Consider the following 17439-nt stretch of genomic DNA (forward strand, 5'->3'; position numbering starts at 1 on the left):
ATTACCTATTATTTATAAGCCCAATGCCTATAAGCCTGAGAGCGACCTGATGGCTGTTGTAGACGGTAAAATAGCGCTGATAACACGATTCCAACGCGTTAAGCCAGTTGGATCGACATAAACAATATCATTCGGGTGCATCTCGAAACGATTGGCTAGCGCAAAGCTGGTTATGGTCTGCATATCTACATAGTAAATATCTGTCGCTCGTGTATTTAAATTATCACGAACCACATATATTTTAGCCGCATTTGCTGTAGCAGAATTAAGCCCTTTAGACTCACCCAAAACCTGCGCCAAACTAATACCTTGCTCTAAAATAGGCACTGGCTCTACTTGACCGAACTCACCTAAAACATATACTTTATTACGATCTTGACTATTGACGTGGATAGAGTCGCCATCTCGCAGGTAAATTTGGTTAGCAGAAGCGCCCATTTGGCGCAGCGACTCCAGTCCGATGTTATAGCTAGTACCGTTACGGTTTAGCACGACATTATTTGAGTCGCCCGTAGGAGTGGCTCCGCCGGCCATAGAAATTGCGCCATAGAGCGACACAGGCACATCAGCAATAGCAAACTCGCCCGGTTGTTTTACCTCACCATCAATAAAGAATTTATTGCCACGGTAGTTAACGATTTTAACCTGCGGGTCTGAATATTTAAGATAACGTTGCAGTTGTTTCTGTAAATTGGCAGTAAATTGTGGCACGCTCATGCCACTGGCTTTAATACGTCCAATAAGTGGAAACTGTACAAAACCTTGTTGATCAACAGGGAAGCCCAAAGCATAAGGGTTGGCAGTGTTACTACTATTTGTCAAAGGCGGCGCAATCTCTGGATATCCTACTAGCGTAATACCTAAAATATCACCTTCCGAGATTCGGTAATCAACTTGCCCAGAGGTTCTCAGCAAACGCGTTAAATCGCTACTAGGAACAACGGCCTGCTTCGGTGGTAGCGTCGCCAAATTTAACGGCTGCACATTAAACTGTATACCACTCGCAGCTACGAATGAACCACTGGGCGGCAGATCACCAGATTGTAGGCCAGAGTTAATGCTGGAACAGCCTGAAATCAGACCTATCATAAGCACAGACGCCACACCTAATAACTTTGATGAATTGAAGAACATAAAAAAACCTTTATAAATCACAGATATAAGCAGCGTCTAGCAACGAGCGCAATTGAGACAACTATACTAAAAAGTTACACCAACCATAAAAAACAAAGCAATAATACCATAGCTGGTTAAAGATTGGACAGATAAGGTAAATTTTTTGGAGGAATTAGGTAAGAGTAAAAATCAATTTATATTTACTTTTCGTCAGATATATCAATCTCGATTGAAGACATAACCACGTAATAAAGCCTAACCTACCAACAATAATAGCCTTAAAAGCTAATCTTAAACATAACTTCGATAAATAGCGTATAATACTCGATCCAGATTAATACATTGAGAAATGTAAACTAACCGACTCAAGGATATCGTTATGAAAGATGAAAAACTGCAAAAAGCCCTCGCCCGTATGGGACTTGGTTCACGTCGGCAAATGGAAGAAGTGATTAAAGCAGGGCGTGTGACCGTTAATAATGGACCCGCAACCATCGGCGACCGCGTTGAACAAGGCGATGAGATTCGTGTTGATGGTCGCCAAATCAAATATACGGCTGAAAACGAAAAGCGTCGCCGAGTCTTAGCCTATTACAAGCCTGAAGGGGAAGTTTGTTCTGCTAGTGACCCAGAAGGCCGTCCAACGGTTTTCGAACGTTTACCAAAATTGACTCACGACCGCTGGGTCATGGTTGGGCGCTTGGATATTAACTCGACTGGTTTGCTCTTATTTACCAATGATGGCGAAATGGCGCATCGCTTAATGCACCCATCTAGTGAAGTCACCCGTGAGTATGCCGTACGTGTACTTGGTGAAGTAACCCCAGACATCGCGCGTACTCTAACGGCAGGCGTCATGCTAGAAGATGGCATGGCACAGTTTGAAGATATCAAAGAAGGCGGCGGTGAAGGCGTCAATAAATGGTATCACGTCAGACTAAAAGAAGGTCGAAATCGCGAAGTGCGCCGATTGTTTGAGTCACAAGGTCTTAAAGTGAGCCGTCTATTACGTACGCGTTACGGGTCGATTGCGCTACCAAAAGAATTGCGTACCGGTCGCTTCTTAGAGCTCGATAAAAAAGACATCAATACCTTAACCGATTTGGTGAGCTTACGACCACGTCACGGTACGGGATTGCACGGTGCAGCTAAAGAAAAGCAAGAACGTATCAAAAGCAAGCCGCTCAAAGCGCGCCGTGTTGACAGTCGTAGCGATAACCGTCCTAGCAGCGTCAAACCTAAAAGCAGTGGCAGTCCTGCCAGTCGCGGTTCACGTAATACTCGTGATCGTAACAACAAGCGTTAATTTATTAGGGATTGATGCTAGGTGATAAAAAAGCGGTCAATGATTAATTCATTGACCGCTTTTTTATGCGTTTTTATGCGTTTTTTAAAAATATCACTAACTTGAGGCTTAGTCGTCATGACTATGAATATAATTTTTCATTACTCTTAATTCTTGTAGATGTTGCTCTTCCATTCGCTCTAATAACCCATCTAAACGCTGCTCGATGCTGTCCAATACCTCTTGTAATAGCCTACCCGCCTTAGTCTGCTTCTGTCCATTTTTAGTATGGTTGCTTACATGGTTGCTTACATTGATATTTGCTAAATGATAATGACTGGCTAACATTTCAGGTAAGCGGATATGCAGCATTTTATGTAAGACAAATTGCTGCTCGTTAATAGCTGAAGTTACATTTTGCGCTTCTAACTCGTTTTGGTAGTTATGATAGTTTGCTACCTTTTTATCAATGTGCTGCAATTGGCGCAGTTGCTTATCCGATAAAGCTCCTAGATGTTTTTTATTTAAATCTAGCTGTTGCCAATTGAGAGAAGTTAACAACAGGGGCGCATTACTATCTTGATAAATCAGCACGCCTGGAGTAATGCCAACCATTTTATGGAATGCGTGCCAGCCCTTTCTACCCAAATAAAAGACGCTAACAGTAGCAACCACACCAACGCCTATTAATATACTCATGTTACTTTACTCTTCTTTAAACCTATTTCAGCATAAACACTTAGACTTGGAATATTATTAACATCTCTCATTTATAGCTTAATATTTTTTACATCAGTTTCTTTATTAGCTGGATTTTCAATTGCTTGGACTTCAACAGCGCTATTATCAATTTGTTGTAGTCTAGAATTGCTGGTTGGGTTATTAAAACGCTGCTGCAAATAGCGATTGGTCGCCAGCAATTTTTGTCCATCTTGATGATAGGACGCATTCAGCAAGTCATCAAATTGGGTATTAATCGTCCTAAGCACTTCTAATAGCGCCTCTTTGCCCGTGACATCAGAATGCTTAATTTTCGTGGTATCAGCAAGTGCGCCATTCCCGACATCTAAGTCATGTAAGCGGCGATAATCCGCTACCGCCAGTGGCACATGCCTATCCATTAGATTTTGAATCATAACGTAGGTTTCGTTGACGGTATCTTTATCATCAATTTTACCATCGTTATTGGTATCGCCATAAATAACCCGCAGCTTTTCGCCCTTATCATTGATTTGCTCAAGTGCTGTTTTGACCTCAACTGGCAAGCTCTTTTCAGGTATATAACCCAATTGCGGCATCGCTTTATACTCAAGCATTTTGGGCGCCGTGACTTTTTTGATACCACGATAACCAAGGTACAACCCAGCTGCTGGCAGCACGCCATATAAAACAAACATCACGAACATTGCAGTCAGTTGGGTCATTTGGGTATCCTTGTTATTTAGTAGAAATGATTGGCAAATTTATTGTTATTTTCGATAATACTTAATCATTATTATTAAACAAAAAAATAAGGCTGTATTAAAGCCTTATATTGTTATGTATTGCGCCGATTGTGTTTATAGTTATTTGCAAACAAAACAGAAACATGAATTTTTTACGCGACACTGGAATAAACTTTTCTAGCTTGCTGTGCCTGCGCCGACAGAGGCTGCGAAAAATTCATTCCAGTGTCTCGGTATCGTCTTTATACTGAACTCACAATAACAATACTAACAACTTTTAAATAATCCTCGTTAAATTCAAGTTAGCTTTGGGTACGGCTTTTGACATAACGGTGCGTTGAAGCCAGTTTGTTCATCACCGTTTGATGCAATTCTTCTAATAACTCGTCAAGCTCGTAATCAATGTCTAAAAACAAATCTGTGAGCATATCGCCGGCGGTCATTTTTCCTTGGATGACATTGTTTTTCGTGCGGTGCGGGCTAAAGCGTTGCAGCTGCTCGTAGTGATGCAAGGCTTCTGGAATACTTTCAGATATCAGCTTATCAATGACAAACTGACGCTCATTATGTTGCTGCTTCTGCTCATCATTAAGCTCGCTACTCCATTCACGATAGCGTTTTAATTTGCCATTGATTCTATCTAAAATAGCAACTGCTTCAATTGGCATCGCATTTAGCGTGGCTGCATCGACCACATTCACAAGCTCAGTCATAATCGGACAGCGTCCATGTTTAAGAAACCATAAGGTATCTGGGTCAAAAGGTGGTCTATTACTCGGTCGCATTTGAGCACGATTGGATAAGTAACGATCGGTCAATGGCGTCGGTGCACGAATATCAGACACTTGCGCTAAAGCATCACAAATACGTTCGGTACGCTGTGGCTCAGTAAGCGGCGAAGCATTAGACGTTGAAGTATTGACATCATTTTTATTATTAGTAAGTTTATTGGCAGCCGCTTGCTGAGCATTTTTAGCAGCGGCGGTTGGCAGGTCATCATGTGCTTGCCCAAATGACTGTAGCATTCTTGTCAAACTTATGACCATAACTTACCCTGCTCCTCGCCCATTTACTGATTGCATTTGACCATTCAATCCCTTATCTTAACAGCTTTTTGCCATACTACCAGTAAGCAAACGTCAGCATTTTTAAAGGATAAGACAGCCATCATGAATATCACCGATTACAGTTCCGGTTTTTTGCTTGGCTTATCTCTCATCATCGCTATTGGTTCGCAGAACGCTTTTGTACTCAAACAAGGGCTCAAACGCGAGCACATATTTTTTGTCTGTCTGTTCTGCGCAGTCAGTGATGCGTTGTTGATTTCAGCTGGCGTTGGCGGTTTTGGCGCGGTAACGGCACGCTATCCGCAAGTGGTCAATATTGCCAAGGTCGCGGGCGTCATATTCTTATTAGGTTACGGACTGCAAAGCTTGTATGCCAGTATGCGTTTATCCCACTCACTTACCGTCGATGGACAAGTCGTCACTAGCCTAAAAAAGGCATTATTACTATGCTTTGGTTTTACATGGCTAAATCCACACGTCTATTTAGATACCTTGGTGCTGGTCGGTATGGTTTCAACAGGAGCCAGTAGTAAGCTTGCCTTTGCAGTAGGAGCGGTCAGCGCTTCATTCTGCTTTTTCTTTGCACTCGGCTATGGCGCACGGTTACTCAAACCTTTATTTGCCAAACCAAAAGCGTGGAATATCCTTGACGCCTTAGTCGGCATATTGATGCTATATTTGGCTTGGCATTTGTACCAAAGCTAAAACAGAGCTTTCTACTCAAGAGCCTTTATCCAAACAATGATACGCCGTTTAAAAAACAGAAAAACCAAATACTTTTTTGAAAGTAGTTGGTTTTTTGAGCGATTAAATCGCTTCTATAGACTAAAAAATTAGATCAAATCAGGAAATAGCGTACGTAGCCCATTAACGATAATTTCGATAGCAACTGCCGCCAATAGCATCCCCATGATTCGACTCATAATATTAAGCCCTGTATCACCCAATAAGCGACTGATACGACCAGCTGCCATCAATGCCAAATAACAAAATAAACTGATAAACAAACCCGCAATCAAAATGGCAGATATTTGCAAGATGCCAGAAACTTGTGATGAGTAGATAATAACGGTTGAAATACCACCCGGTCCAATCATCATAGGAATAGCAATCGGCACAACTGCGGCTGCCATCGTTGGCGGCGCACCTTGGAGATGGTCAACATCGAAGTTTTCTTGATCAGGCTTAACCGGATTGCCCTCGCCATTCATCATATTGAGAGCGATTAAAAACACTAAGATACCACCTGCTAACTGAAACGAGCCGATTGAAATACCCAAGACTTTGAGGAGCGTTTCGCCTGCTAAGGTGAAAAAACTAATAGTAATAAAAATGGTCAGACAAGCAACGCGCGCTACTTTACGTCGATTATTCATTGAATAACCACGCGTTGAATCTAAAAACAATGTCAATGCGCTAAAGGGGTTAATCAATACCATAAAGGCTAGGATTATCTTAATAATTTCAGTATTCACTGAGCGCTCGCTTGTCTATTAGTCAAATCGGGCAAAAAACAAGGCCATCATGCAAGTGCATCAATGACCTAATAGTCGGTAGCAGCGGCATTGTAGCATAGGCAGATAAGCCTATTAAATCATTAACTTCGCTTAATTCCTACACCTTACCAAATCCATAGGATATCGATACAAATCTGCCCTTTCAATAGAGGGTTAATCCTCTATTAAACTTCATTAAAACGAGTCTATATAGTTGATCCATTTTTAAAAGAGTACAGCACTGCTGGGGTTAATTATTCGCAGCCTCTGTCTGCGCAGGCACAGCAAGCAAGAAAAAGTAACCCCAGCAGTGCTTTATAACATTTGTACTTCTTTTATTTGGGACTCACTATATTTAGACCAAGCGTGAAAGCTAAGCGCTAAAATCCAAACCAATATCTAATGCAGTCGTGCTGTGGGTCAAATAACCCATCGCGATAAAATCAACACCCGTTTTTGCGACGGCTTGCACTGTTTCAGGGGTGATACCACCTGATGCTTCGGTTTTAGCACGACCTTTACACATAGCGACTGCCTGCGACAATATCTCAGGCGCCATATTATCTAATAGCACTAAGCTCACACCAGCATCTAGTGCTTGCTCTAACTGTGCTAATGTATCGACTTCCACTTCGATTGGAATCAGATGCCCAGCAAATTCTTGCGCTTGCTCAATCGCTTTTTTAATATCACCTGCGATGGCAATATGGTTGTCTTTAATTAAAATCGCATCATCTAAACCCAAGCGATGATTACGCCCGCCACCGCAGCGTACGGCGTATTTTTGGACGATACGTAAGCCTGGAATGGTTTTACGCGTACAAGTAATTTGCGCTGGATATGCTGCCACGCTATCAACAATCTTCTTAGTATCTGTCGCAATACCGCTAAGATGAGTCATAAAGTTAAGTGCCGTACGCTCTGCTGTCAGCAAATTACGCGCATTGCCGCGCACAGTTGCTAATACCGCGCCAGCTTCGACCGTTTCACCATCATGGACTTGAGCAACGAATGCTATCTGCTCATCAATCAAAGCAAAAGATAAGCGTGCTAAATCCATACCACATATCACGCCTGCTTGCCTTGCCTTAATCTGTAATTGCGCTTGCATGCCGGCTGGAATGGTCGCTTGTGAAGTGACATCACCACGTCTACCCAAATCTTCTGTTAATGCCGCTTCAACCAACGGTTTAAGTAATACCTCAGCCAGTGCTGGCTCTCGTTTAACTGTCATTTTTAGCCCTTATTATGCTTATATTCTGAATATCTATTATTTAAACTCAAAATGAGCATAAATATAACGTAAAGTTTATTGGCTCGCAAGAAAATATCATAAATTAAAATTTTCAATAAATTTATTGGGTTTGACAATGATAGAGGCTGATAGCGATTGGGCGGCTATTTACGTTTTGGCAATTTGCTGTCCATCAGCAAACTTTGCAGTTCAATATCATGGCGAAAACGATAAAGTTTAGCGGGACGACCACGCTGGGCGCTACTACTCTGCCCTGTTTCTAGCACAAGATTTTGCGATTCTAGCAGCCGGCGGAAGTTTTGCTTATGTAAGCGCACACCCGATAGTGCTTCGACACTCTGCTGTAACTGCGACAAGGTGAATTCATCTGGCATCAAGCCAAAAATGAGTGGTCGATATTCAATTTTTGCGCGTAGTCTTGAAATAGCCGTCGCAATCACCCGGCGATGGTCATAGTACATCGGTGACCCTATAAGCTGTGACCAGTTACTAGGCAATTTAAACGCCTTGTTAGATTCAGCACTATCAGGTTGAACATTAGCCAAATAGCTGGGTGGATAAGTTGGTGCTTCTGCAATAAGACCTGCTTCATACAACATCTCATAGCGCAAAAGGACATGTTCTGCAATCCATTCCCTATTCTCGTATTCTTTGTCATTTATCAGCTGATCGTTGCTCTCTGCATTTGAATGCGCGCTTTTATTTTTAGAGCAATTATTTAGAATCGTCTCACTGACGCCCCAACACAGACCCATACGTTGACGCCGGCGCTGCTGAATATCAGGCTCTTTTGCAGCATCTGCCCAACATAATAATGCTGGTACGATATAGTCCATAATGATAGCTGGCATACCATCTAAGTGATTTTCCCATGGGAAGTAATCGTACCAATCACGCCATAATGCTTGGCTTTGTAGCTGTGTTTGCGCTTCTTGCACCAGACCCAAATAGCTGACGTAAACCAGCGCATGACCATCATCATTGCGTCTATTGGTATCAACAAAGGTATATAGCTGTTCCAAATAACCAAGTGGCTGCTGCGTTTGCTCTTCAACCCATTGGCGCACGCCTGCTTGCAACGAGCGGTGTAATGGCATGAGGGGACCATTGGGCAATAGCTTGCCTTGATCAACGGTTAAAACGCGCGCCGTGTGCTCGGTAATCGCGACCAGCACTGCGACAACCTCAGTCGTACCGCTACCTTGTTGATGGGCGTGTGAATAAGACAACGTCATGACGTTAATGATTACCTTTTATTTTATTTATGAAATACAGCTCAACTGATAAGCCATTGACCACATGCTAAGTATAGCTTGAATCGATGTTTATCATAGCTTGTGGTTGTAATTATACAAAATGAGTCCTGCATAAATAATAAACGTATAAAAAATTTCTTGTGTTTATGCTCAAAATGAGCATAATTAAACCAGTATATTTTTTAGCGCTATTTACTTGACCCACTTTTAACGGCAATTGACGTGTCGTTATTGCATGAAAGGTTTGCACTTATGAAAACGTATCCGTATGACGCACCGATTATGAGTGCCGATAATCGCATTGCCACGCAAATGAATATCGAATATGCCAAAGCAAAAATGCCCGCAGACTTGCCGCGTAGTGAGCGACTGCAAGTTGAAGAAAATATTAAGCAGTTATTAAAAGCGCATAACGCCGTCTTAGTGGCGCATTATTATGTCGACCCTTTTATTCAGGATTTGGCATTGGCAACCGGCGGTTGTGTTGGTGATTCACTTGAAATGGCGCGTTTTGGTCAGGCGCATAGTGCACAAACACTGGTAGTTGCAGGTGTACGCTTTATGGGTGAGTCGGCAAAGATACTCAGTATGGAAAAAACAGTACTGATGCCAGACTTAGAAGCAGAATGCTCGCTTGATTTGGGCTGCCCTGCCGATGAATTTTCTGCCTTTTGTGATGCGTATCCTGAGCGTACCGTAGTGGTCTACGCCAATACCAGTGCGGCAGTAAAAGCACGGGCTGATTGGGTAGTAACTTCGTCAGTTGGTATCGATATCATTCGACATTTGCAAGAACAAGGCGAGCCTATCATTTGGGGTCCGGATAGACACTTAGGTAAATACATTGCCCGTGAGACTGGGGCAGATATGCTGCTCTGGCAAGGCTCTTGTATGGTACATAACGAATTTAAAGCCACTGAGCTTGAACAATTAAAAGCTGAACATCCGACAGCAAAAGTCTTGGTACATCCTGAATCTCCAGATAGTGTCGTGGCGCTTGCCGATGTAGTTGGTTCCACTAGTAAGCTATTGCAATCCACCTATGAGATGGATGCTGATACTTTTATCGTCGCAACTGACTTAGGAATCTTGCATGAGATGCAAAAGCGCTCGCCAAACAAGCGCTTTTTGGCTGCCCCTACCGCTGGTGAAAGTGCCAGTTGTAAAAGCTGTGCTTTTTGTCCATGGATGGCGATGAATGGTCTACAAGGTATCAAGCAATGCTTGATTAATAATAGCGGTGAAGTATTAATGACGGCTGAGCTGGCAGCCGCAGCTAGAAAACCACTACAACGCATGCTTGATTTTGCTGAATCACAAAAACAGCGGGTAGCAGCAAGCGGCGATATCGTCCAAGACCGGGCATTGTTTGCGAATGTTGGAGCAGCATAATATGAGCGCGAACTGGTTAAATGGCAAAGATAACTGTAATGCGCATCAGATCCCTGATGCTGTCGTGATAACAGATGTGCTTATCATTGGGACTGGGCTTGCAGGATTAAGCACCGCGCTTGCTTTACCAGAGTCGCTAAGCATTACCATATTAAGTAAAGCTGCATTGGAAGTTTGCTCAAGCCATTATGCCCAAGGCGGTATCGCCGCAAGCTTGGACAAAAATGATTCGGTTGCTGACCATATCGCTGATACACTAATCGCTGGTGCAGGATTATGTGCAGCGGATAATACTGCCAGTATCCTAAACGCTGGACAACAAGCGGTTCAATGGCTATGCGAACAAGGCGTACCTTTTACTCAGATTCCCCAGCCAGAATCAAAAAATTATATAAAGGCGAGTTTTGACCTCTCTCACTTACATCTGACCAAAGAAGGCGGTCATGGTTGTAGACGTGTTGCTCATGCTGATGATGCAACGGGTCGACATATCATGGAGGCCTTGACTATAAAAGTGCAAGCCGCGTCCAATATCACTATCTTGCCCTACCATGAAGCACTGTATTTATTAACTGACAACAGTGATAACCGATGCCAAGGTGCACAAGCTTTTGATCATGTTAATCAGTGCAAACTTACCTTTCATAGTCGCGCAGTTGTACTGGCCAGCGGCGGTTTAGGGCAATTATTTCAACGAGCCAGCGCGCCCAACGTCTGTGTCGGTGATGGCATTATGATGGCATGGCAAGCAGGCTGCCGTTTGGCAAATTTAGAGTTCATCCAATTTCATCCGACTGGTCTAGCACTAGGAGATAGCAGTTTTTTGATTTCTGAAGCTTTACGCGGCGAAGGTGGACGGCTATATTGTCCACAAACTGGCAAGCGCTTTATGCTAGAGATTGATGAGCGTGCAGAACTGGCGCCGCGAGATATTGTCGCTCGATCAATAGCTGAGCAGATTAATAATAACGGACTTGGCTACGTTCATCTTGACGTCAGTCACTTACCAGCGGAATTTTTGCAAGAGCATTTCCCTCAGATTTATCAGACACTATTAGCACTTGGTATTGATATAACTAAAGAGCCAATTCCGGTTGCCCCAACCGCCCATTATAGCTGTGGCGGCGTGGTCACTGATGCTGATGGCGTAACCGATGTAGCAGGTCTTTATGCCGCTGGTGAAGTTGCTTATACAGGTCTGCATGGAGCAAATCGCTTAGCAAGTAATTCATTATTGGAATGCGTGGTGGTTGGGCGCAATATCGCCGCTGATTTGCCTCGCTATTTGAAAGCACTAGAGAATCTAGATACTGCTGCCATTTATGAAAGCATAAACTTATCAGCACCTACCTTTTGGACAGCGCCAACTCTTAAAGATACTCAAGCCATTACGCTCTCTTCTTTTATTACACGTCCATTGACTTCAGCTGATTACGAGGATACTGATAGCAATATAGATACTAATAATCAGGCTGGCAAAATCATTACAGAATTAAAAATTTTAATGACCTCACATATGGGTATCACTCGCACTGCCGAATTATTAGAGCAAATATTGATACAGATACAGCAATGGCAACAATGGCTTGAAAAATCTGAATTAAGTCAGCCCAATATAAATGCTTCAGACGACGCTATGACCATTGATAAACTTGCACACTTTCAATTAGCAAGACAGTTGCAATTAGCGACTTTAATTGTTCAGTCTGCTTGTCAGCGCCTTGAAAGTCGTGGCGGACACTATCGTAGAGACTATCCCAACCTAGGAGCCACTGCTCGCATTAGTGTGATTGAGCCATTATCAAATCAAGCTATTTGCCCATTAAGTGGTATCAATAATCCCACTTCAGAAATTCAGAGACATCATAAATCTGTCCAATCCGAACACGCGGTATAGTTGCTTTATATTCAATCAATTCGGCACTGCTGGTCTAGCATATAGAGAAGCTCATAAAAAAAGCTTTGACCAGCAGCAATTCAATGAATTTTGTCTGCTCATGTCAGTATTGTTACTCTGATATGTTACAATCCTTGCCTTATTAAAAAACCCTTCCTAAAAACAATTTGTTAAAACGCCTTTTAAAAATGCCGCGAGCCCTTTACCATGCAAAGCTTAGTTACCCTTGTCTTGGTTTTAATGCCAATGTTTATTGGCTTTGCCATTCCATCCAATCCAACCCTGACCAAAATTGCCGATAAAGGCTTGTCTTATTTGGTCTTTATTATTTTAGGCTTGATTGGTATTGAGCTAGCACAAGTCGAAGGACTTGGCAGTCAGGTAGGTGAAATCGCACTGTACGTCACGATATTATCAATACTGACAATTGGAACTGGATTATTTGGGCTAATGCTGTTTGACCGTTTGCGCCCGTGGCATGCCAAAAAACCCAGTGTTAAATCTAAAGAGCATCGCGTCAGTATTCGTGGCAGCCTCACTCAAGTCATCTGTGTGGTAATAGGTTTTGTGATCGGTTATTTCTTGCCAGCCAACTATATACCGCCTGAAAACACCATGACGGTCATGCTAATGATATTAATCTTGCTGGTTGGTATTGGATTAAAAGGCTCGGGTATTACTTTAAAAGAAGTGCTGCTTAATAAACGCGGTGTTGAGATGAGTATTATCTTTACGATATCAGTATTGGTTGGCGGGCTTATCTTTGCGCTGATGTTTAGCGATGTTTCTTGGACGAAGGGCTTGGCACTAGCGTCAGGATTTGGTTGGTATTCGCTATCTGCGATTGTGATGACTGATGCTTATGGGGCGATTTGGGGCAGTGTTGCGCTATTTAACGACTTGATACGTGAGTTCTTTGCGTTGATATTTATCCCCGTCTTTATGCGTAAATATCCGTCTGCCTCGGTTGGACTTGGCGGTGCGACCAGTTTAGATTTTACTTTGCCAATTATTCAGCAATCAGGTGGTCTAAAAGTGGTGCCATTAGCGATTAGCTTTGGTTTTATTATTAATATTGTCGCACCAGTGCTGATGGTTTTGTTTTCGTCTTTAAGGTAGATACATTTTAGCATTTGCTAAATTCATATTAAGCGATATAATGTATATCAATATGACCGTCACCTCTGCTCTTGCAAGTGGCGGTTTTCTATATCTAGTAACTCAACCTTATAATAACTTATTTTAGAGCCATAATTTCCAGTCATCTATACTTGTTACCAAACCAAAATCTGTAATATTGACAGTATTATTAGGTACAGTAGGAAATTCCTTCAATAAAACTTTAAAGCGTTTATTCCACTGAGAGTTAGGACAGATAATATTTAGCATATGCTGCATAATACAAAAATAAAAAAATGGTTTATGATTTGCAAGTGCCGTCCATTTTTCATCTAAGATAATAGGAGCTGACTGTTCAAGAATGTTAGCATTCCATAATCGACTGTGGTGAGCACTAACATTACGAATAAAATTTAGACTACGTAACCATTGCTCAAGTTGTTTCCCACTAACCTCATATTTTTGTGCAATGGTCGCCTTATCTGAATAGGTCATGCCAGCATACAATCTAGACATGCAACCAAAATCCCAAACCTCAATTGCTACCCAAATGGGTATAACTCCTTGATAAGAATTATTATGATGCGAAATGAAAGGCTCTTTTCTTGCACGATATAACAACTGATTATGCTTTTCCAACCAAAGTTGGTGTTCAGTTTTTCCTTTATTCCTTCCTTTCCTAATTATCTTTTTTGCAAAATTACCATCTAATTTCGCTGGTTGTTCATGAGCTTGTGGATCTTTTTTACCCAATATATGTGCAATATCCACTCTAACTGCCATCTCTATTCTTTCTAACGCATCCAACGCTAAGAGCCTCAAGTTTTTGTCAAAGACATAAAGCTCTACAATGTGCTTAAAATGAGTATCGTCTACGAATAAACTTAGCCGTTTATTTGTAGATTTGTCATCAAACTGGCGGAATGGGTACCAGTAACCACTTAACCGATAATAACCAACCCTTTCAAGATAACTGAGTGCTGCTACTTCATTGTCTATTAGCATATCTTTAGCTTTTAAACTATTAAGTTGCTGTTGGAATGAAAACCAAGATTTACTCATTTCATTTACCCTGTTGCATACTATTAACTACCAAACACTTAATCGCCTAAACCCCACTCGCCTGCTTAGCAAACAGCAGCATCAATGGCTTGATTTTGCTCACGCGGTACATACCTTCATTACGAAGTTGTTGGATAGGACGCAGTTGAGCCAGCGAGCCAGCGAACAGCCAGTTAAGCGCCGAAAAGCTGTGCATCATCAGACTGTTATGCGGACGACGCAAACGCTCATAGCTACGCAAGGTTTGATTGGTACCCCAAAGCGTCCCGCCACTACGGTTATAATCATGCGCCAATTGTTTGCTTAATGCTTTTACATCAAGCATCCCAAGATTGAGCCCTTGCCCAGCAAGTGGATGCACCCCATGCGCCGCATCACCAATCAATACTAAATTATCCGAGACATAAGTCTTTGCTTGCTGCGCCGCTAGCGGAAAACTGGCGATTGATTCAATTTTATGGATAGCACCAAGCTCATAATGACTGGCAGCAGCCAATTTATCAGCGATATAGCGCGGGTGTTCTTCTATCAATGCCAATGCTTGATTACGTGGTAATGTCCATACAATTGACTGCCAATGTTGTGGATTGGCTTTGTCTTCATCGGTGATATCAGCGAGCGGCAATAATGCCAATGTACCAGTCGGCAGCATGGCTTGGCGGGCGGTTTCTTGATGTGGCTTTTCAGTTTGAATCGCACAACAGATCGCGGTTTGATTATAATCAAGAATATCAAGCTCAATACCTGCTTGCTTGCGCACGAATGAGCTACGACCGTCAGCACCGACCAATAAACGCGCGTCAATCACGCTTCCGTTATCTAACGTCACACGGTAGCCTTGCGTTGCACCTAGCCAGTCCATATCAACGATCTTCTGCCCATCGATAACCGTTAGATATTGCTTTAAATCGGTAGCAGATAAACGCTGCCATAATGCATATTCGATAACCGCGGGCTCAACCATACTACCAAGCATTTTCGGCTCAGAATTTTGATTACTGTCATCACTATTATTAGTACTATCGCCGAACAGCAGCTCGCCCACACCATTCAATTGCCAAACCTGCATTTGTAAGTAATCAGCTTTACGCTCTGACGCTGCTATTTTTTGCCAAGCGCCAACTTCTTTTAATAATTCAATACTGGCAAGACTTAACGCATAAACACGTGCATCACGTTGACCCAGTATTTGCTGCCAATCTTCCTCGTTACGCTTTGGGCGCGCATCAATGAGTGTCACCGGCTTATTGTCTTGTGCCAGTTTGAGCGCAAGCGTTGCACCGACGATACCGCCGCCGATAATCAGCGTATGGTTATTTTTCATAAAATATCCTTTGTTTCGCTACTTGAATTATCCGCTGATATTTTTAATAATTAGCAGCAGTTAGATTTTTGAATTTTTTTAATGGCTTACCAATACTAAGACTTTAGACCCATCGCGTAGTTGGCAATTAACGGCTTAATATTGGGTAGTTTATCAAAGGCAACTAACGCCACGTTACGCGCCAGCTTCACGGCTGGATTTGGATGCGTAAAGCCATGTACCACGGCATCACAGAAGCGGATAACGCGTTTTTGATCGGTTTGACGGGCTTTTTCATAACGTTTTAGTAGTGTAGGATCACCAATATCTGCGCCTTTAAGCACTTGCGCGCTCATCATTTGTGCCAGTACATGAGCGTCACGCATACATAGGTTAAACCCTTGTCCTGCTACTGGATGCAGGGTGTGCGCTGCATTACCCATGATAACGCAGCGACCATCCACTTGTTTATCTGCCAGCACTCGTGTCAATGGATATGCACCACGGCGACCAGCAGTTTTAAACGTGCCTGCACGCTGACCAAAAGCTTGCTGCAAAGTCGCTAAGAAATGCGCGTCATCCTCTAAGTATTGCGTCTCTTCTCCGGTTCGGCAAACCCAAACGACTGAACGTCTATAGCCAGTCTGATATTCGTTATTACCGTCGCCTTCTGGATCCGTTAATGGCAACACTGCCAGCGGTCCGGCAGGACTAAAACGCTCAATCGCATTATGCTCATGTGGTTTGTCCGTTTCTACCACGCCGACGATAGCCGTTTGCTTATAATCATAAGTAGTCGTACCGATATCTAATAACTGACGCACGGTAGAGTCGCGCCCATCACAGGCGACCAACACACTACCCTGCAATTGCTGCTCATGCTCTTCTTCCCCATAGTAGCTAAAACTTAGGGTTACGCTATCGTTTTTCTGGTCAACGGCTATTACATTTGCATTATCAATGAGCATAATCAGTGGCTCTTGCTTAGCAGCAAGGAGCAACTTACGCCCAAGCCACGCATTTTCCATCACTTGTCCAAACGACTCAACTTGTTCATCCTTTTTATTGAGTTGCGCGCGTCCAAAGCTACCTTGTTCACTAATCTGTACAGCATCAATCCGGCAGGCATGGCTTTGTAGTTCATCCCACAGCCCGATCTCTTGATAAATCTGTACCGTACGCCTTGACAATGCAGTATTACGGCTGTCTAAGTAATGACTACGCTGACTATCATCATTTGGACTGATGGTCGGATAGCTGTTTTTCTCTAGCAACGTACTGGCGATACCATGGTTTGCCAATAACAAAGCAAAAGATAAGCCGACATGACCGCCACCAGCGATAAGTACCTGCTCCTCCGTCATCGCAGCATGTTTAATATTATTAGATTTTGATAAATTTGATTCAGTAGTTTGCATCATTATTATTCCTATCATTGCCGATTTAGCACGCATTTATAAGTGATTATTATTCACTCAAAATTTTATTTTATTAAAAAACCTATTGTTCTTTGAACATATTAAAAAATGGGGCTGTCCTAGATAAGCAAAATAATCTAGGATAGCCATATGAGAAAGAGTAGATTAAGTTGGTACAAACAAACCAGACTCATTGAACTCTTTGTTGCTGGTTCTACCGCAAGAACAGCAGCAAGCCTAGTGGGTGTTAATAAAACAACATCTAGCTATTACTTTCATCGTCTTAGACTACTGATTTATGAAAACAGTCAGGAACCTGGTCTTCTAG

Annotated in this window: 15 protein-coding genes and 1 pseudogene; 6 read left to right on the forward strand and 10 right to left on the reverse strand. The window is 42.6% G+C overall.

The window, feature by feature from the left end; genetic code table 11:
• Nucleotides 1-27: 27 nt before the first annotated feature.
• Entirely contained in the window at nucleotides 28-1134 is a 1107-nt protein-coding gene (locus tag JMX75_RS09435) for a polysaccharide biosynthesis/export family protein (protein ID WP_201532124.1), read from the reverse strand.
• 361 nt (nucleotides 1135-1495) lie between these two features.
• On the opposite strand from JMX75_RS09435, the gene rluB reads away from it, so the two are divergent.
• Nucleotides 1496-2422, forward strand: coding sequence for a 23S rRNA pseudouridine(2605) synthase RluB (gene rluB, locus JMX75_RS09440; protein ID WP_201532125.1), 927 nt, complete (start codon nucleotides 1496-1498; stop codon nucleotides 2420-2422).
• Between the two features lie 108 nt (nucleotides 2423-2530).
• Here rluB and JMX75_RS09445 read toward each other — a convergent pair whose 3' ends face one another.
• From JMX75_RS09445 to JMX75_RS09455, 3 genes are all read right to left on the reverse strand, one after another.
• Nucleotides 2531-3100, reverse strand: coding sequence for a hypothetical protein (locus tag JMX75_RS09445; RefSeq protein WP_201532126.1), 570 nt, complete (start codon nucleotides 3098-3100; stop codon nucleotides 2531-2533).
• 71 nt (nucleotides 3101-3171) lie between these two features.
• Complete coding sequence (locus JMX75_RS09450) at nucleotides 3172-3825, reverse strand: hypothetical protein (RefSeq protein WP_201532127.1); 654 nt, start codon at nucleotides 3823-3825, stop codon at nucleotides 3172-3174.
• A 323-nt stretch (nucleotides 3826-4148) separates the two neighbouring features.
• Nucleotides 4149-4871 (reverse strand): hypothetical protein, encoded by a 723-nt coding sequence (locus JMX75_RS09455; protein ID WP_201532141.1) that lies wholly within the window; start codon nucleotides 4869-4871, stop codon nucleotides 4149-4151.
• A gap of 144 nt (nucleotides 4872-5015) precedes the next feature.
• Here JMX75_RS09455 and JMX75_RS09460 point away from each other — a divergent pair, with 144 nt between their 5' ends.
• A complete protein-coding gene (locus JMX75_RS09460) occupies nucleotides 5016-5618 on the forward strand; it encodes a LysE/ArgO family amino acid transporter (RefSeq protein ID WP_201532128.1) in 603 nt (200 codons plus the stop codon).
• Nucleotides 5619-5746: 128 nt separating this feature from the next.
• Here JMX75_RS09460 and JMX75_RS09465 read toward each other — a convergent pair whose 3' ends face one another.
• The 3 genes from JMX75_RS09465 to JMX75_RS09475 form a co-directional block, all read right to left on the reverse strand.
• The gene (locus JMX75_RS09465) at nucleotides 5747-6388 is read right to left on the reverse strand and encodes a MarC family protein (RefSeq protein WP_084674192.1); all 642 of its coding nucleotides are present in this window, start codon (nucleotides 6386-6388) and stop codon (nucleotides 5747-5749) included.
• Between the two features lie 394 nt (nucleotides 6389-6782).
• Complete coding sequence (gene nadC, locus JMX75_RS09470; protein ID WP_201532129.1) at nucleotides 6783-7643, reverse strand: carboxylating nicotinate-nucleotide diphosphorylase; 861 nt, start codon at nucleotides 7641-7643, stop codon at nucleotides 6783-6785.
• A gap of 164 nt (nucleotides 7644-7807) precedes the next feature.
• Nucleotides 7808-8899, reverse strand: coding sequence for an NUDIX hydrolase (locus JMX75_RS09475; protein ID WP_201532130.1), 1092 nt, complete (start codon nucleotides 8897-8899; stop codon nucleotides 7808-7810).
• Nucleotides 8900-9172: 273 nt separating this feature from the next.
• On the opposite strand from JMX75_RS09475, the gene nadA reads away from it, so the two are divergent.
• The 3 genes from nadA (at nucleotide 9173) to JMX75_RS09490 (ending at nucleotide 13328) form a co-directional block, all read left to right on the forward strand.
• Entirely contained in the window at nucleotides 9173-10312 is a 1140-nt protein-coding gene (gene nadA / locus JMX75_RS09480) for a quinolinate synthase NadA (protein WP_201532131.1), read from the forward strand.
• 1 nt (nucleotide 10313) lies between these two features.
• Nucleotides 10314-12209 carry an L-aspartate oxidase gene (gene nadB, locus JMX75_RS09485; RefSeq protein ID WP_201532132.1) on the forward strand — a complete coding sequence of 632 codons (1896 nt, stop codon included), beginning with the start codon at nucleotides 10314-10316 and terminating at the stop codon, nucleotides 12207-12209.
• A 207-nt stretch (nucleotides 12210-12416) separates the two neighbouring features.
• Nucleotides 12417-13328 (forward strand): lysine exporter LysO family protein, encoded by a 912-nt coding sequence (locus tag JMX75_RS09490; RefSeq protein WP_201532133.1) that lies wholly within the window; start codon nucleotides 12417-12419, stop codon nucleotides 13326-13328.
• A gap of 123 nt (nucleotides 13329-13451) precedes the next feature.
• Here the strand turns inward: JMX75_RS09490 and JMX75_RS09495 are convergent, their stop codons facing one another.
• The 3 genes from JMX75_RS09495 to JMX75_RS09505 form a co-directional block, all read right to left on the reverse strand.
• Nucleotides 13452-14390, reverse strand: coding sequence for an Abi family protein (locus JMX75_RS09495; RefSeq protein ID WP_133105287.1), 939 nt, complete (start codon nucleotides 14388-14390; stop codon nucleotides 13452-13454).
• Between the two features lie 46 nt (nucleotides 14391-14436).
• On the reverse strand, nucleotides 14437-15714 hold the full coding sequence (locus tag JMX75_RS09500; RefSeq protein WP_201532134.1) for an FAD-dependent monooxygenase: 1278 nt from the start codon (nucleotides 15712-15714) through the stop codon (nucleotides 14437-14439).
• Nucleotides 15715-15809: 95 nt separating this feature from the next.
• Entirely contained in the window at nucleotides 15810-17111 is a 1302-nt protein-coding gene (locus tag JMX75_RS09505; RefSeq protein ID WP_265089563.1) for an FAD-dependent monooxygenase, read from the reverse strand.
• A 150-nt stretch (nucleotides 17112-17261) separates the two neighbouring features.
• Here JMX75_RS09505 and JMX75_RS09510 point away from each other — a divergent pair.
• A pseudogene (locus JMX75_RS09510) lies at nucleotides 17262-17439 on the forward strand (IS1595 family transposase); the annotation flags it as partial.

The organism is Psychrobacter sp. LFX-11D (assembly GCF_904846475.1).
GTDB lineage: Bacteria > Pseudomonadota > Gammaproteobacteria > Pseudomonadales > Moraxellaceae > Psychrobacter > Psychrobacter cryohalolentis.

Coding starts and splice junctions, on each gene's coding strand:
- nadB (WP_201532132.1), top strand. CDS start 10,314: ATGAGCGCGAACTGGTTAAATGGCAAAGATAACTGTAATGCGCATCAG.
- nadC (WP_201532129.1), bottom strand. CDS start 7,643: ATGACAGTTAAACGAGAGCCAGCACTGGCTGAGGTATTACTTAAACCG.
- JMX75_RS09445 (WP_201532126.1), bottom strand. CDS start 3,100: ATGAGTATATTAATAGGCGTTGGTGTGGTTGCTACTGTTAGCGTCTTT.
- JMX75_RS09475 (WP_201532130.1), bottom strand. CDS start 8,899: ATGACGTTGTCTTATTCACACGCCCATCAACAAGGTAGCGGTACGACT.
- JMX75_RS09495 (WP_133105287.1), bottom strand. CDS start 14,390: ATGAGTAAATCTTGGTTTTCATTCCAACAGCAACTTAATAGTTTAAAA.
- JMX75_RS09490 (WP_201532133.1), top strand. CDS start 12,417: ATGCAAAGCTTAGTTACCCTTGTCTTGGTTTTAATGCCAATGTTTATT.
- JMX75_RS09500 (WP_201532134.1), bottom strand. CDS start 15,714: ATGAAAAATAACCATACGCTGATTATCGGCGGCGGTATCGTCGGTGCA.
- JMX75_RS09435 (WP_201532124.1), bottom strand. CDS start 1,134: ATGTTCTTCAATTCATCAAAGTTATTAGGTGTGGCGTCTGTGCTTATG.
- JMX75_RS09505 (WP_265089563.1), bottom strand. CDS start 17,111: ATGCAAACTACTGAATCAAATTTATCAAAATCTAATAATATTAAACAT.
- nadA (WP_201532131.1), top strand. CDS start 9,173: ATGAAAACGTATCCGTATGACGCACCGATTATGAGTGCCGATAATCGC.
- JMX75_RS09455 (WP_201532141.1), bottom strand. CDS start 4,871: ATGCTACAGTCATTTGGGCAAGCACATGATGACCTGCCAACCGCCGCT.
- JMX75_RS09460 (WP_201532128.1), top strand. CDS start 5,016: ATGAATATCACCGATTACAGTTCCGGTTTTTTGCTTGGCTTATCTCTC.
- JMX75_RS09450 (WP_201532127.1), bottom strand. CDS start 3,825: ATGACCCAACTGACTGCAATGTTCGTGATGTTTGTTTTATATGGCGTG.
- rluB (WP_201532125.1), top strand. CDS start 1,496: ATGAAAGATGAAAAACTGCAAAAAGCCCTCGCCCGTATGGGACTTGGT.